15 protein-coding genes are annotated in these 14,243 nt (G+C 64.3%); 3 read left to right on the forward strand and 12 right to left on the reverse strand.

The genetic code is table 11. The annotated features are described in order from the left end of the window. Positions 1–134 precede the first annotated feature (134 nt). From FOY51_RS12900 to folP, 4 genes are read right to left on the reverse strand one after another with little or no spacing between them, the layout of a single operon-like run. A complete protein-coding gene (locus FOY51_RS12900) occupies positions 135–695 on the reverse strand; it encodes a DNA-3-methyladenine glycosylase I (RefSeq protein WP_149430638.1) in 561 nt (186 codons plus the stop codon). Then, a complete protein-coding gene (locus tag FOY51_RS12905) occupies positions 695–994 on the reverse strand; it encodes a DivIVA domain-containing protein (protein WP_149430639.1) in 300 nt (99 codons plus the stop codon). Before FOY51_RS12905 ends, FOY51_RS12900 begins: the two co-directional genes overlap by 1 nt. A gap of 46 nt (positions 995–1,040) precedes the next feature. Next, a complete protein-coding gene (locus FOY51_RS12910; protein ID WP_149430640.1) occupies positions 1,041–1,952 on the reverse strand; it encodes a glucosyl-3-phosphoglycerate synthase in 912 nt (303 codons plus the stop codon). Beyond that, on the reverse strand, positions 1,949–2,836 hold the full coding sequence (gene folP, locus FOY51_RS12915; RefSeq protein WP_149430641.1) for a dihydropteroate synthase: 888 nt from the start codon (positions 2,834–2,836) through the stop codon (positions 1,949–1,951). Before folP ends, FOY51_RS12910 begins: the two co-directional genes overlap by 4 nt. 168 nt (positions 2,837–3,004) lie before the next feature. Here folP and FOY51_RS12920 point away from each other — a divergent pair, with 168 nt between their 5' ends. Then, positions 3,005–3,979 carry a hypothetical protein gene (locus tag FOY51_RS12920; RefSeq protein WP_149430642.1) on the forward strand — a complete coding sequence of 325 codons (975 nt, stop codon included), beginning with the start codon at positions 3,005–3,007 and terminating at the stop codon, positions 3,977–3,979. Positions 3,980–4,002: 23 nt separating this feature from the next. On the opposite strand, the gene FOY51_RS12925 is transcribed toward FOY51_RS12920, so the two are convergent. From FOY51_RS12925 to FOY51_RS12945, 5 genes are read right to left on the reverse strand one after another with little or no spacing between them, the layout of a single operon-like run. Further along, complete coding sequence (locus FOY51_RS12925) at positions 4,003–5,781, reverse strand: long-chain-acyl-CoA synthetase (protein ID WP_149430643.1); 1,779 nt, start codon at positions 5,779–5,781, stop codon at positions 4,003–4,005. Beyond that, complete coding sequence (locus FOY51_RS12930) at positions 5,778–6,359, reverse strand: LOG family protein (protein ID WP_149430644.1); 582 nt, start codon at positions 6,357–6,359, stop codon at positions 5,778–5,780. The genes FOY51_RS12925 and FOY51_RS12930 overlap by 4 nt, the downstream gene beginning before the upstream one ends. After that, the gene (locus tag FOY51_RS12935) at positions 6,353–7,141 is read right to left on the reverse strand and encodes an LOG family protein (protein WP_149430645.1); all 789 of its coding nucleotides are present in this window, start codon (positions 7,139–7,141) and stop codon (positions 6,353–6,355) included. Before FOY51_RS12935 ends, FOY51_RS12930 begins: the two co-directional genes overlap by 7 nt. Positions 7,142–7,167: 26 nt before the next feature. Next, positions 7,168–7,665, reverse strand: coding sequence for a gluconokinase (locus FOY51_RS12940; RefSeq protein WP_149430646.1), 498 nt, complete (start codon positions 7,663–7,665; stop codon positions 7,168–7,170). Further along, positions 7,666–9,042, reverse strand: a complete 1,377-nt coding sequence (locus tag FOY51_RS12945; RefSeq protein ID WP_149430647.1) for a GntP family permease — start codon at positions 9,040–9,042, stop codon at positions 7,666–7,668. Between the two features lie 153 nt (positions 9,043–9,195). Between FOY51_RS12945 and FOY51_RS12950 the strand changes: the two genes are divergently transcribed. Beyond that, a complete protein-coding gene (locus tag FOY51_RS12950; RefSeq protein WP_149430648.1) occupies positions 9,196–9,903 on the forward strand; it encodes a FadR/GntR family transcriptional regulator in 708 nt (235 codons plus the stop codon). Here the strand turns inward: FOY51_RS12950 and dapE are convergent. Both dapE and FOY51_RS12960 read right to left on the reverse strand, forming a co-directional pair. Then, positions 9,900–10,970, reverse strand: coding sequence for a succinyl-diaminopimelate desuccinylase (dapE, locus tag FOY51_RS12955; RefSeq protein WP_149430649.1), 1,071 nt, complete (start codon positions 10,968–10,970; stop codon positions 9,900–9,902). The genes FOY51_RS12950 and dapE overlap by 4 nt on opposite strands. A 10-nt stretch (positions 10,971–10,980) precedes the next feature. Next, positions 10,981–11,943, reverse strand: coding sequence for an SMP-30/gluconolactonase/LRE family protein (locus FOY51_RS12960; protein ID WP_149430650.1), 963 nt, complete (start codon positions 11,941–11,943; stop codon positions 10,981–10,983). 100 nt (positions 11,944–12,043) lie between these two features. On the opposite strand from FOY51_RS12960, the gene dapD reads away from it, so the two are divergent. Beyond that, positions 12,044–12,997 (forward strand): 2,3,4,5-tetrahydropyridine-2,6-dicarboxylate N-succinyltransferase, encoded by a 954-nt coding sequence (gene dapD / locus FOY51_RS12965; protein ID WP_149430651.1) that lies wholly within the window; start codon positions 12,044–12,046, stop codon positions 12,995–12,997. Here dapD and FOY51_RS12970 read toward each other — a convergent pair. Continuing rightward, positions 12,994–14,175, reverse strand: coding sequence for a N(5)-(carboxyethyl)ornithine synthase (locus FOY51_RS12970; protein WP_214633096.1), 1,182 nt, complete (start codon positions 14,173–14,175; stop codon positions 12,994–12,996). The two genes, dapD and FOY51_RS12970, sit on opposite strands and share 4 nt — an antisense overlap. Between the last annotated feature and the right edge of the window lie 68 nt (positions 14,176–14,243).

Here is a 14,243-nt window from a genome sequence, read left to right on the forward strand (position 1 = left end):
ATCTGCGCTCTACTGCTTGCGCCTGTGCTTGCTCATCCCTTGTCTCGCCGAGGTGCGGCGAGCCACAAAGCTCTATTGTTCCCTATCGCGTTGACCGGCGGGTACCTGAGTTGCAAAACCACCGCGATCGGTTCTCACGACGCCGCCGGAACCCAACACTGCGCAAGGTGATCGTCGACCATTCCGGTCGCCTGCATCAACGCATACGCGGTCGTCGGACCGACGAACGCGAAGCCGCGACGCTTGAGTTCCTTGGCCATCGCGGTGGACTCTGCCGTTACCGCGGGTACGTCACGTATATGTTCGGGCCGCCCATTGCGTGTGGACGGCGCGAACGACCACAGCAGCTCGTCGAGCTCGACGTCGAGATCCAGCACGGCGCGGGCGTTGCGGATGGAGGCCGCGATCTTGGCCTTGTTGCGGACGATTCCCGCATCGCCCATCAGTCGCTCCGAGTCCTTGTCGGTGAAGCGGGCGACCTTCTCGACGTCGAATGCCGCGAACGCCTCCCGGAACGCCGGGCGCTTGCGCAGGATCGTGATCCACGCCAAACCGGACTGAAACGACTCCAGGCAGATGCGCTCGTACAGCGCATCGCGGCCATGGACGGGACGCCCCCACTCGAAGTCGTGGTAGTCGCGGTACAGCTCGGAACCCAGCCCCCACGGACAGCGAAACTTGCCGTCGTCCTCCATCAGCGCGGCTCGCCCGCACTGTCCCGCTCGCTCAGTTGCAGCCGCAACGAATCGATCTCGTTGCCGAGCCGCTCCAACGCCCAATCCACTTCGCTGGCCTTGTATCCGCGCAGGGTCTGCTGAAAACGCAGACTCCGAACGTCGGCTCCCGTCACGTCCGTCGCCGGCAACAGCGTCGCCGTCGTGCCGGGTGGCAGCGGTTCCAGCTCCTCGCCGCGACCGAAGACGGCGCTGGCGATGAGGAACAGAACACCCGCGACAAGGGCCACGATCAGGACGTACAACAGCATCGTGAGCATGACTTAGACAGTGCCAGAATCCCCTTCGCTGCGCTCAACCGGCCAGCTATCGCAGAGTGTTCATCGGGGGCCTGTCGACCAGCGACACCTCGGTGCTCACCGGGACGAACGAATCGCCCTCGAGCGGGAACTGCGTGAGCGCCGCGCCGGAGTCCTTGATGCCACACCGTCCGAGCATGGTGCCGACGATCTGCCTGCTCATCACGCCGAGGTCGGACAGTGGACGATTGCGATGTTTTCGCACGCCCAGATTCACCTGGCCGATCGCGGCGAGGCCCAGCTTGTCGTAGGTGTCGAGCAGCAGACCGATCTCCACGCCATAGCCGGGGGCGAACGGCACCGAACACATCAGCTCGCGCGTACCGGCGTACTCGCCGCCGAGCGGCTGCAGCACGCTGGACAGGTCGGGTCGCATCGCCGAAAGCAGGGGACGCGCGACCAGTTCGGTCACTCGGCCACCGCCGTTGGATTCGACGGACCCACCGTGCTGCAGTGGCCTGCGGTAATAGCCCTTGACCAGCGCAATGCCGTCGACCGTCAGCAGCGGACCGAGCAGCTTGGGCACGAACGCCGGATCGGGATTGATCAGATCCGAGTCGATGAAGGCGATGATGTCGCCCGTCGACGCCGCCAACGACCGCCACAGCACCTCGCCCTTGCCGGGCACCGGAGCCAGCTCCGGGACGGCCTGCTCACGGCTGATCACCGTGGCACCCGCCGCGCGGGCCCGATCGGCCGTCTCGTCGGTCGAACCGGAATCGAGCACGATCAGCTCGTCCACCAGGTTGCCGAGCAACGGGTGGATGGTGTCGATCACGCTCGCGACCGTCGTCTCCTCGTTCAGAGCAGGAAGCACCACCGAGACGGTGCGGCCGTTCTTCGCGGAGATCAGACCCTCGACAGTCCAGTCCGGCTTGTCCCAGGTGTTGGAGTCGGCCCACTCCCTGTGTGTGGTCATGCCAACCCCCGCACGGTCTGCGCAGGCGCCCGGGTGCCGACGATCGAGGCAACCATGTCGATCACCCGTCGGGTCTGACCCACCTCATGGACACGGAACACGCGAGCGCCTCCGGCGGCCGCCAATGCTGTAGCTGCCAATGTTCCCTCCAAGCGTTCGGCAAGTCCGACACCTAGAGTCTCCCCGATAAAGTCCTTGTTGCTCAGCGCCATCAGCACTGGCCATCCGGTGTTTACAAGAACGTCCACGCGACGCAACAACTCGAGCCCGTGATAGGTGTTCTTGCCGAAATCGTGGGTCGGATCGATGAGGATGGCGTCCTTCGGCACACCGAGTGCGAGTGCTCGTTCGGCCGCACCGACCACCTCGTCCACCACATCCGCGACGACGTCCGTATATCGCACCCGATGTGGACGGGTTCGCGGCTGCGCTCCCCCGGTATGGCTGCACACGATTCCGACGCCCAGCTCGGCCGCAACCTCCACCAATTCGACATCGGCGCCTGCCCACGTGTCGTTGATGAGATCGGCGCCCTCACGGATTGCCCGCCTCGCCACCTCACTCCGCCAGGTGTCGACGCTGATCAACAGGTCCGGGTAGGCCTCGCGAATCGCGGCGACGAAAGGCACCACTCGACGGATCTCTTCGGTGGCATCGACATCGTCGCCGGGCCCGGCCTTGACGCCGCCGATGTCGACGAGGTCGGCACCTTCACGAACAGCCCTATGCACAGCAGCCATCGCCGCCTCGTCGGTGAAGTTGGCGCCCTGGTCGTAGAAGGAATCGGGGGTCCTGTTGACGATCGCCATGACCAAGGCGCGATCCATCGCCACCGGCTTACCGCAGAGCGTCGGCTGCGGTGTGATCGATGGCGCGGTTGTCATGGGTCAATGTTGGCATGAGCGGCGGGATCGAAGGTCACCGTCATGTCGTCAGACGGCATGAAGGTCACATTCGGTCCGTCTATCCACAGGACTTGCTTCATCCACAGGGCAAGCTAAAAGACCAGGTCACGGATCTACGGCAGATTGTCGGCGGTGCAGCATTGGTGTATGCGACGAGGAACGTGGGCCGACGACCCTGGCGTATTGACGAGGGCGAGCACGGACAGTGTCATCCGGACAGGTGATTTGCACACTCTCGGAGTGTCGGCAGGCGCGATTGTCCGTCGGTGCGCGCCTGGCGGACCGTGGCAGCGGATGCTCCCCGGCGTCGTCCTGCTGCACAACGGAATCCCATCGTCTCGGCAACGCCACCGTGCCGCGTTGGCGTATGCCGGGCCGACAGCGGTGTTGTCCGGAAACGCGGCTCTCGATGAACTCGGACTCGCGCGATCCTCGCAGGATGTCCTAGTTCTGATCCCGCACACGAACCACAGGAAGTCCGTCGGATTCATCGATATCGAACGGACATCGCGTGTGCCGGTGGCATCGATCAGTGGAGGGATTCGCGTTGCTCCGACATCGCGAGCACTGATGGACGCCGCACGACGGCAGCGGGACCTCGAGACATGCCGAGCCTTGATCAGCGGTGCGATTCAAAGGCGCGCAGTCGAACTCGACGACCTCGCAGTCGAGCTGGCCGCGGGGACGAGTCGCGGCACCGCATTGCCGCGCCGAGTATTGGACGAGTTGTCCGACGGTGCGCATTCGGTGGCTGAGATCGCCGCGCAGAAGTTGTACGCGTCCACTGGGCTGCCACCGATGCAGTTCAACGTCGACGTCATCGATGGAAACGGCCAGTTCATTGCACGCCCCGACGGCTGGCTCGACAGCGTCGGGCTCGCCTGGGAAATCGACTCGTTGCGCCATCACTTGTCGATCCGCGATCACGAAGCAACGATGCGACGGCGCGCCCTGATGCAGCGCCACGGCATCATTGTCGTCAGCCATCTCCCCAGCCAATTCCGCCGAGAATCGAAGACGGTGCGCGCCGACCTCGAGCACGGCATCGCGCTCGCATCGTCTCGGCCACGACCCGACGTCAGCGCGGAGTCGAGGTCACCTTCATGTCGTCAGACGGCATGAAGGTCACGTTCGGTCCGTGGGGCTCACCCCTTCGGGACCGAACCACCCGCGACATCGTCGGCATAGGTCTCGTAGGCGTCGACATAGCCGGCACTCTTGCCCGCCAGCACGTACAGCGTGCCTTCGGCGTCGTTCGAATAGCCGAGCTTGCGGAGCTCCACCTTGCGGCTCTTGAAGGTCGACGTCTGCTCCAGCGAATCGACGATGCGGATGAACAGCGGCACCGCGTAGGCGGGCAAGCGGTCGTACAGATGGCCGGCGACCGCTTTGCCGTCGAAGCCTGCGCCGTCCTTCATCATGACCGCCGCCATACCCGCCTTGCCATCGGTCCCCGGAACGTCGACTCCGTAGACCACCGCCTGGTCGACACCGCGCTCGTCGCCGAGAGCACCCTCGACCTCGGTGGTCGCGACGTTCTCACCTTTCCAGCGGAACGTGTCGCCGAGCCGGTCGACGAACGCGATATGCATCCATCCCTGCTTGCGTACGAGGTCACCGGTGTCGAACCACACGTCACCCTTGTCGAACCCGTCGCGCACCAACTTCGACTCGCTCGCCGACTTGTCGGTGTAGCCGTCGAACGGAGCCCGATCGGTGACCTTCGCCAGCAGTAGGCCGACCTCGCCCTTTCCGACCTTGCGCAACAAGCCATTCGAATCGCGCTTGGCTTTTCCCGACTCGTCGTCGTATTCGACAACGGCGTACGGCAGGGGGCACACGCCCGCTGTGCGATCGAGATTCAGCGCGTTGACGAAAGCGATGTTGCCCTCGCTGGCACCGTAGAACTCCGCGACGCGCGAGATCCCGAAGCGAGTCTTGAACTCGTCCCAGATCTCCGGCCGCAGCCCGTTGCCGACCATCAGCCGAATGTTGTTGTCGCGGTCGGTCGATCGCGCAGGCTGGTTCAGCAGGTAGCGGCACAACTCACCGATGTAGGCGAATCCCGTTGCCTTGTTGAGGTTTGCGTCGTCCCAGAAGCGTGACGCCGAGAACGACTTGCCGAGTGCGAAGGTCGCGCCGGATCCGAGCACCGATGACAACGCCACCGTCAAAGCGTTGTTGTGATAGAGCGGCAGGCAGCAGTAGAGGGTGTCGTCACTGCTGAGCCGAACACCGAGGCTACCGAGCCCGGCCATACCTTTGAGCCACCGATAGTGCGTCATCACACTGGCTTTCGGCATTCCCGTGGTGCCCGACGTGAAGATCAGGTACGCCTTCTCGCGACCGGTGATCTCTTCACAAATGGGCGGATCCGCGTCATCCGCGCCCACCGCCTCGCGATCCACATCGTCTGCGGTGAGCACAGTTTCGGCTTGTGGAGCGGCGTCGAGCGAGTCGATCGCTTCCTGGCATTCGTCGCCGACCACCAGTACGCGTGAGTCGAGCAAGCCGAGGCTGTGCGCGAGCACATCGGAGCGCTGATTGTGGTTGAGCAATCCCGCGGTAGCACCGAGCTTGGCGATCGCCAGCACCAGGAACAGCGTCTCAGGTCGGTTCTTCATCAAGACACCGACCACGTCGCCGCGGACGACCCCGTGCGCGGAAAGCACTACGGCATAGCGGTTCACCTGCTCGTTCGCTTCGCCGTAGCCCACCGAATTGCCCTCGAACCGAAGGAACGGCCGTTCCGGGTGCCGCTGTGCCGCACGTTGGAAGACCAGGCCGACGGACCCCTTGCTGTCCGGCTTGCGCAGCAGCAGATTCGCTGCGCCCATTGCCATTCCAGGCAGATCCGGCAGCATGGCGGGCAATCGGCGCACCACATCGACGACACCGATTGTCGGCCGACCACTCGAACTCATTGCGCTCCTCTTTCGATTTTCGTGCTCGACTCGACGGGCTCTGCGCACGCGTCGAGTGCTTCGGTTACTCCGGTCGTGACGATCAGACGTTCTATTGCGCGATCAGCGACGAAGCCCCGCGTGTGCAGCTCGTCGAGCCAATCCAGCAGGCCGCGATAGTGATCCCCACGATCGAGGAGCACCAACGGCTTGCTATGCATGCCAAGGGATCCCGCTGTCCAGGCCTCGAACAGCTCTTCCAATGTCCCGATGCCACCGGGCAGCGTCAGAAACGCGTCGGCACGGTCTTCCATGATCTGCTTGCGCTCACGCATGGTGTCCGTGACGATCAGCTCGTCGGCGTCCACATCGGCAACTTCTTTGTGCACCAGCGCTTTCGGGATGACGCCGACAGTGTGGGCACCGGCCGCACGGGCAGCCGAAGCAACCGCGCCCATCATCGACACGTTGCCGCCACCGGACACCAACTGCCATCCACGACGCCCGATTTCCTCGCCGACGGCGGCCGCGAGGTCCAACAACTCTGGGTCGCCGGTCGCCGACGCACAGTAGACACAAACGGAGAACTGCGTCACCACTTGTCCTCTGTGCCCAGCTTTTCCGCCTCGTCGGGTCCGTGCTGGGCAGCAACGACGATGCGCACCGCCTCGTCGACGCTGTCGGTGACATGGATCAGATCGAGGTCCGGCGCGGAAATCTTGCCGCTCGTCAGCAGCGTGCCACGGATCCAGTCGATCAGTCCCGCCCAGTATTCGGACCCGAACAGCACGATCGGAAAGCGCGTGACCTTGCGCGTCTGCACCAGCGTGAGCGCCTCGAACAACTCGTCCAACGTGCCGAAACCGCCTGGCAGGCAGACGAATGCCTGCGAGTACTTCACGAACATGGTCTTGCGGGCGAAGAAGTAGCGGAAGTTGATGCCGAGGTCCACCCACTCGTTGAGGCCCTGCTCGAACGGCAACTCGATGCCCAATCCGATGGAGAACCCACCCGACTCGCTTGCGCCTCTGTTGGCCGCCTCCATGACGCCCGGCCCGCCGCCGGTGATCACCGCGAACCCGGCCTTGGCCAAGCCCGCACCCAATTCGCGGCCGATGACGTACTCGGCGCTGTCCACTGCCGTGCGAGCCGAGCCGAAGACGGTGACCGCCGCAGGCACCTCGGCAAGTGCGCCGAAGCCTTCGACGAACTCGCTCTGGATTCGCAACACCCGCCACGGATCGGTATGCACCCAGTCACTGGGACCACGCTGGTCCAGCAGACGCTGGTCCGCAGTGCTGGACTCGGTTTTCCGGTCGCGGCGCAACATCACCGGTCCCCGGTATTTCGCGGACGATGGGCCAGGCTTGTCGGGTGCCATGCCGCCCAGGTTAGCGGTCGCTCTGTTCAGCTCGTCCGCAGATCCAGACTCGTGACGATTTCGTCGACCAACTCGGCCGAACTGGGCCCGATGTCGAGGGTGAGCGCGTGCTCCTCTGGCCGTAGCGGCTCCAACGTTGCGAACTGGCTGTCGAGCAACGAAGTCGGCATGAAGTGATCGAGCCGAGCTGTCAGCCGCTCCTCGATCTGCGCGCGCGTTCCGGCGAGGTGGACGAAGACGACGTCATCGCGTCGCAGCACATCGCGATAGCTGTGCTTGAGGGCCGAGCACGTGACGATCCCGGACTCCCCTGCGTCGATGTGCTCGTCGATCCACTCGGCGATTCGCTCCAGCCACGGCCATCGGTCCTCGTCGGTGAGCGGCGTCCCCGATGCCATCTTCGCGACGTTCGCGGCTGGATGCAGGTCGTCGCCCTCTTGCAGCGCCCATCCCAATTTGCCGGCGAGAATCCCTCCGACCGTGGACTTTCCGCAACCGGAAACCCCCATGATGACGAGAATCATTCAGATCACCGCGCTCAAGGCAAGCACGCCGGCGAGTCCGGTCACCGAGATGACGCATTCCATCGCCGTCCACGTTTTCAGGTTCTGACCGACGCTCACACCCAGATACTCCTTCACGAGCCAGAAGCCCGCATCGTTGACGTGCGAGAGGAACAGCGACCCGGCGCCGATGGCCAACACCATCAGCGACACATGGGTATTGGAGAGATCGGCAGCGACGGGAGCAAGGATGCCCGATGCGGTCACCGTCGCAACCGTCGCCGAGCCGGTGGCGACGCGAATGAGTGCCGCCACGATCCACGCGAGGAGCAGCACGGAGAGGTTGCTGCCCTCGATCGCCTTCGCGATGACGTCGCCGATCCCGGTATCGACAAGGACCTGCTTGAAACCACCACCCGCGCCGACGATCAGCAAGATGCCCGCGATGGGCGGCAGTGCGGTTTCGAGTGACTTCGCGATCGCCGAGCGGTCCATACGTCCGCCCCGGCCGAGCAGCAGAATTCCGAAGATCACTGCCAGACCCAGTGCGATTGCTGGGGTTCCGAGGAAGTCCAGCACCGACTTGGCGGGCGATTTCGAGTCGGCAGCGACGACATCCGCAATCGCCTTACCCAGCATCAAGATCACAGGAATCAGCACCGCGAGCAAGGCGGCGCCGAACGACGGCCGGTGCTCGCGAGATTTCGCCGAGTCGGTGATGAACAATTCCGGAACAGGCACGTCGACCCAACGAGCGGCAATCTTGCCGAACAGCGGGCCTGCGACGATCACAGTCGGAATGGCAACCAGCACGCCGAGACCCAACGTGAGTCCGAGGTTGGCGTTCAACGCGGTCACCGCAACCAGCGGACCGGGATGCGGCGGAACCAGCCCGTGCATCACGGACAGGCCTGCCAGCGTCGGAATCGCGACTCGAATCAAGGGCAGGCCCGATCGGCGGGCGACAAGGATGATCACCGGCATCAGCAACACCAGCCCGATCTCGAAGAACATCGGGAGCCCGATCACCGCACCCACCAGCGCCATGGTCCATGGCAGCACCGCCGGACTGGATCGGCCGACAAGCGTGTCGACGATGCGATCCGCACCACCGGAGTCGGCGAGCAACTTGCCGAACATCGCTCCGAAACCGACCAGGACGCCCACACCGGCCATCGTGGAGCCGAAGCCCTTGGTGAAGCTGTCGACGGACGGCTGCGCGCCGAGCCCTGCCGCGAGCCCCACTCCGATGGCACCGATCACCAGGGCCAGGAACGGGTGGATCTTGAGCCAGGTGATCAACGCGATGATGACGGCGACGCCGCCGAGGGCCGCGGCGATGAGCTGCGTGTCGTGTGGCGCGTTGTCTGCTGCGGCGAGGAACAGTGTTGGACTCATTGCGTTGCTTTCTTCCGTGTGGCGTCTATGACCTACGTCACTCTGACGGATAAACACTATGAATACAACCCATCAGGCATAATTAGTAGTACTTATTTCCACACTGCGTTCAGCTTGACGTACATATCCGCAGGTAGATGAGAGGATCAGTCCATGGATGCCGACAGCTACCAGCAGCTGCACGACTCGCTGGTGGACCGCGTCGGCGCCGACATCGTCGCGGGCCGCATTCCCGCGGATACCCGGATTGTCGCCGACGAGATGGTGCAGCAGTACGGCGTGTCGCGGACGGTGGTGCGCGAGGCCGTTCGGGTACTCGAATCGATGGGACTGGTCGCTGTTCGTCGGCGAGTCGGCATCACCGTGCAGCCGCGTGATTCTTGGAATCCGTTGGATCCCAAGATTATTCGGTGGCAATTGGCGGGACCGGGTCGATTCGAGCAGCTCCGTGCGCTCAGCGAACTCCGGTCGGGCATCGAGCCTGTTGCGGCACGGCTCGCGGCCGAACACGCCACCGCCGAGCAGTGCGGCCAACTGACGGCGGCGGTGATCGGTATGTCGTCGACTGCTCGCGCCGCCGACACCGACGCATACCTGACGCACGACTCCGATTTCCACGCGACCTTGCTCGCGGCGTCCGGCAATCCGCTGCTCCGTGGGATGTCGGAGATCGTCATCGAAGTGTTGGCCGGTCGGACTCGACATTCGCTGATGCCGCATGTCGCCGAGCCGGAAGCCATCCGACTGCACGGAGTGGTGGCGTCGGCAATCCAGTCCCGCGACGGCGTCGAGGCCGAGCGGGCGATGCGCGAGATCGTCACCGAATCCGCCACCGCCGTAGCGTCGATGCGTGAAGACTAGTTCGACAGATAGGCGCGCAGCACCCGCTCGACTTCGGTGATCTGCGCGACCGGCACGTGCTCGTCGCGCTTGTGCGCCAGGTTCGGATCGCCGGGCCCGTAATTGACGGCAGGAATTCCGAGCGCCGCGAAGCGCGACACGTCCGTCCAGCCGTACTTCGCACGCACCTCGCCTCCTGCCGCGGCGATCAGCTTTGCTGCTGCCGGCGCACTGAGCCCGGGCAACGCGCCGGGGGCGCTGTCGGTTACCTCGAGCCCGATGTCCAGGCCGTCGAACACGGATCGGACGTGCTCGGTGGCATCAGGTACAGATCGATCCGGCGCGAAGCGGAAGTTGACGTCAACCGACGCCGCGTCCGGAATGACGTTGCCCGCGACACCGCCATCGATCCGCACTGCCGAGAGGCCCTCGCGATAAACACAGCCGTCGATGTCGACCGATCGTGCCTCGTACTTCGACAGTCGATCCAGCACGGCCGCGAACTTGTGAATCGCATTGTCGCCCAACCACGATCGCGCGGAGTGCGCCCGCGTTCCCGCGGTGGTCAACCGAACACGCAGCGTCCCTTGACAACCCGCCTCGATGAACCCGCCGGAGGGTTCACCCAGGACCGCAACGTCGCCGACGAGCCACTCGGGTAGCTCGCGTTCGATGCGACCGAGGCCGTTGAACTCGGCGGCGATCTCTTCGCAGTCGTAGAAGATCAGCGTCAGATCGTGCACGGGGTCGGCAATGGTCGCTGCGAGATGCAAGAACACCGCGTCGCCGGACTTCATGTCGACAGTCCCGCAGCCGTGCAGGATGTTGCCCTCGCGTCTGCTCGGGACGTTGTCCGCTATCGGCACGGTGTCGAGATGCCCGGCAAGGATCACACGCCTGGGCAACCCGCGGTCCGTGCGCGCCAGGACGCAATTGCCGTTGCGCACTATCTCGAAGCCCGAGGTCTGGTGGCGCAGTGCACTTTCCACCGCGTCGGCGATCGCGGACTCGTCGTGCGACACACTGGGTACGTCGACCAGCGCGGCCGTCAAGTCGATCGGGTCGGCGTGCAGATCGAGGGAAGTCACGCCGTTCAGGTTACGGCGCTGCGGTGCGGGCCGCCGGGTCGAAGCCGCCGGGGATCTCGTAGATGTTGCCGTCGAAACCGGCGCGGAACAGTCGCCCAGCGGAGAAACCGCCGGTGCCGCGGCCGTAGGTGACCACGCTCGACACGAACAGGCCGCTCGCGAGCGTGCACACCTGACCGGGGCCGTCGACGCGAAGGATTTCGCCGCTCACGTCGGTGGGAACGATCGGGCGGTTACGCGAATCGAGGGTCAGACCGTCGGCAGCCTTCAGTACGTCGCCGCCGCCGAACGAGACGACGTTCTCCGGTGCGCCCGGATTCGCGATCGGGATCCGACTGATGCCCGGATTCGCGAACGTCTGCGCGACGTAGAGGTAGGCGCCATCCGACGTGAGGGCCGCACCGTTAGCGCTCGGGATAGAAGACCAATTCGGTTGCACCGCACCGTTCGGCGCGACGCGGCCTACCAAGTTGCCGAAATCGTTGGTGGCGTAGATGGATCCGTCCTTGGCAACGGCAACACCGTTGGCTGCGCTGAGCCCCGATGCGAACGGTGTTACCGCGCCGGTGTTCACGTCGACGCGCGCCAAGGTGCCCGGACGTGCGACGTCGCCGACCAGAACGGACGGTCCGCTGTACCCGACGATCAGAGAGCCGTCCGGCTGCCATGCCAGGGCGCCCGCCGAATTGCCTGTTGGCACGGACGCCACCTGAACCGGGCGCGCTCCTGGAGCGTCGATGCGGAAGATGCGGCCTGCGGCAGCGTCGGTCGTGTAGAGCCGACCTGCGGGATCGACCGTCACGCCCTCGAGAACAGCGCCGGGCACGCTGCCGACGAGCACGGGTGCCTGTCCTGCGCCTGGGCACACCGGTGCGGCCGCTGCCTGCGGTGCCGCAAGAACGGAGAACGTGGTGGCGGCGAGTACCGCGACCGCGCCTGCACCGATAGTGCGTCGAATTGCTGCGCCGAACATGGACATCACCCTCCCGAGAGCCCCAACTGCTTACGGCGGCTCATCATTCCACGCATGCACCCCCTGGAGAGGCGATTTCGCTGCCAGTACCCTTGTCTGCGTGAGCGCACAGGGAGCATCAGCAGTCGGAATTGCCAACGTGACCTCGGACGGGACGGTTCTCGATACCTGGTATCCCGCCCCGGAACTCGGCGACAACGCCGAGACGGGGACTACCCGGCTGGATGGCAACGACATTCCCGAGGATCTGCGCGCACTGGTCGGCCCCGACGAGGCCCGTGGCGTCGACGTGGTCGCCGTTCGCACCACCATCGCGGACCTGTCGCAGGCTCCCACCGACGCCCATGACGTCTACCTTCGTCTGCACCTGCTTTCGCACAGGCTCGTCCAGCCACACGGCTTGAGCCTGGACGGCCAGTTCGGACTGCTCAGCAACGTGGTGTGGACCAACCACGGTCCGGCCGCGGTGGAGGGCTTCGAATCGGTCCGTGCCAAGCTGCGCGCTCTTGGTCCGGTCACCGTCTACAGCATCGACAAGTTCCCGCGCATGGTCGACTACGTGGTGCCGTCCGGCGTTCGCATCGGTGATGCCGACCGCGTCCGTCTCGGTGCCCATCTCGCGAGCGGGACCACGGTCATGCACGAGGGCTTCGTCAACTTCAATGCGGGCACACTCGGCAATGCGATGGTCGAGGGCCGCATCTCCGGTGGTGTGGTCATCGGCAACGACAGTGACGTCGGCGGCGGCGCCTCGACCATGGGCACACTGTCCGGTGGCGGCAAGCAGATCATCTCGGTCGGCGAGCGGTGCCTGCTCGGCGCCAACTCCGGTCTCGGCATTCCGCTCGGCGACGACTGCGTGCTCGAGGCGGGTCTCTACCTGACGGCGGGAACGAAGGTGACCGGTCCCGATGGCACCGTCATCAAGGCACTCGAGTTGGCGGGTAATTCGAACCTGCTCTTCCGTCGCAACTCGGTTTCCGGCGCCGTCGAGGTTGTTCCGTGGAAGGGCACCGGCGTCGAGCTGAACTCGGTCTTGCACAAGAACGACTAACCGGCGACGAGGCTCTTACCGAACTCGTGTGGGAACGTCGCTTCCCGCTGTTGGAACGACAGGATCGCTGGATTGCGGATTTTGCCGTCCTGAATTTCGATGGCGCGGTCGATCGTCGGTTCGGTCTTCCACTTCGCCGGCCCCGACAGCACCGTGCGCAAGTGCGGCAGTAGTGCTCCGCTGATCTCCCACGTCGCCGAATTCCAGAGGTACGACGGGCTGTGATCAACGGCGTAGTACGTGATGTTGTCGCCGACGACGAAGCTCGGGTCGTCGAACGTGGTCGGTCGCGCCCAGCTGAAGCCCATGCCTTCGTCGCAGGACACATCGATGATCAGGCTGCCCGGCAAGAACCCGCCGAGGTCCTTCTCGTTCAGGAAGGTCCACGGCGATTCGGTGTCCTGCAGAACGCAGTTGACGACGATGTCGTTCTCCGCCAGATACGGAGCTAACGGGATGCGACCGTCGTTGGTCACCGCGCAGGTGAGCGTCGGATCGTCGTCGTCATGATCGAGATGCACGATCTCGACTGAGTGGATCGGCGATCCGACTGCAGCGACGTCTCGGTTGGTGAGAACGCGAACGTCATCGATACCGTGTGCGTTCAACGCGGTCACAGCACCTCGGGCCGTCGCGCCGAAGCCGATGACGGTGGCACGCAGTCGACGACCGTAATTGCCTGTGGATCCGATCAATTCGAGTGCGTGCAGCACCGAGCAGTAACCCGCAAGCTCGTTGTTCTTGTGGAACACGTGCAGCAGAAATCCGCCGTCGCGGGCCCAGTGATTCATCGCTTCGAACGCGATGAGGGTCTGCCTGCGGTCGATTGCCTGCTGAGTGAGCGCAGCGTCCTGCACGCAATGCGGCCAGCCCCATACGATTTGCCCGTCACGCAACTCGGCCAGATCGTCGGCGTGAACCTTCGGAAGCAAGACCACATCACAGTCGGCGATCAGCTCCGATTTCGCCCGGATACCGCCGACCTGGGTGGCCAATTTCTCGTCCGAAACGCCGAAAGGCAGGCCGTAGCCCTCCTCCAAGAAAATGCGGGCACGAATATCAGCATCGATTTTTTGGAAATGTGCTGGGTGAATCGGAAGTCTGTGCTCGTTCTCTTTGCGCGAATGAGCCATCACTCCCAGCGTGAGCAGTGGCTCAGAATCAGCGCTTTTTGACATTGACAGTCGTCTCGATTGCGGACGATTCGGTGCCCTTGGCTTTCTTGTCGGCACGCTTCTCTTTCAGC

The organism is Antrihabitans cavernicola, from assembly GCF_008297975.1.
Lineage (GTDB): Bacteria > Actinomycetota > Actinomycetes > Mycobacteriales > Mycobacteriaceae > Antrihabitans > Antrihabitans cavernicola.

Excerpts from the sequence above, each read along its gene's own strand:
- FOY51_RS12900 (WP_149430638.1), bottom strand. The coding sequence starts at position 695 with ATGGAGGACGACGGCAAGTTTCGCTGTCCGTGGGGGCTGGGTTCCGAG.
- FOY51_RS12905 (WP_149430639.1), bottom strand. The coding sequence starts at position 994 with ATGCTCACGATGCTGTTGTACGTCCTGATCGTGGCCCTTGTCGCGGGT.
- FOY51_RS12910 (WP_149430640.1), bottom strand. The coding sequence starts at position 1,952 with ATGACCACACACAGGGAGTGGGCCGACTCCAACACCTGGGACAAGCCG.
- folP (WP_149430641.1), bottom strand. The coding sequence starts at position 2,836 with ATGACAACCGCGCCATCGATCACACCGCAGCCGACGCTCTGCGGTAAG.
- FOY51_RS12920 (WP_149430642.1), top strand. The coding sequence starts at position 3,005 with ATGCGACGAGGAACGTGGGCCGACGACCCTGGCGTATTGACGAGGGCG.
- FOY51_RS12925 (WP_149430643.1), bottom strand. The coding sequence starts at position 5,781 with ATGAGTTCGAGTGGTCGGCCGACAATCGGTGTCGTCGATGTGGTGCGC.
- FOY51_RS12935 (WP_149430645.1), bottom strand. The coding sequence starts at position 7,141 with ATGGCACCCGACAAGCCTGGCCCATCGTCCGCGAAATACCGGGGACCG.
- FOY51_RS12940 (WP_149430646.1), bottom strand. The coding sequence starts at position 7,665 with ATGATTCTCGTCATCATGGGGGTTTCCGGTTGCGGAAAGTCCACGGTC.
- FOY51_RS12945 (WP_149430647.1), bottom strand. The coding sequence starts at position 9,042 with ATGAGTCCAACACTGTTCCTCGCCGCAGCAGACAACGCGCCACACGAC.
- FOY51_RS12950 (WP_149430648.1), top strand. The coding sequence starts at position 9,196 with ATGGATGCCGACAGCTACCAGCAGCTGCACGACTCGCTGGTGGACCGC.
- FOY51_RS12960 (WP_149430650.1), bottom strand. The coding sequence starts at position 11,943 with ATGTTCGGCGCAGCAATTCGACGCACTATCGGTGCAGGCGCGGTCGCG.
- FOY51_RS12970 (WP_214633096.1), bottom strand. The coding sequence starts at position 14,175 with ATGTCAAAAAGCGCTGATTCTGAGCCACTGCTCACGCTGGGAGTGATG.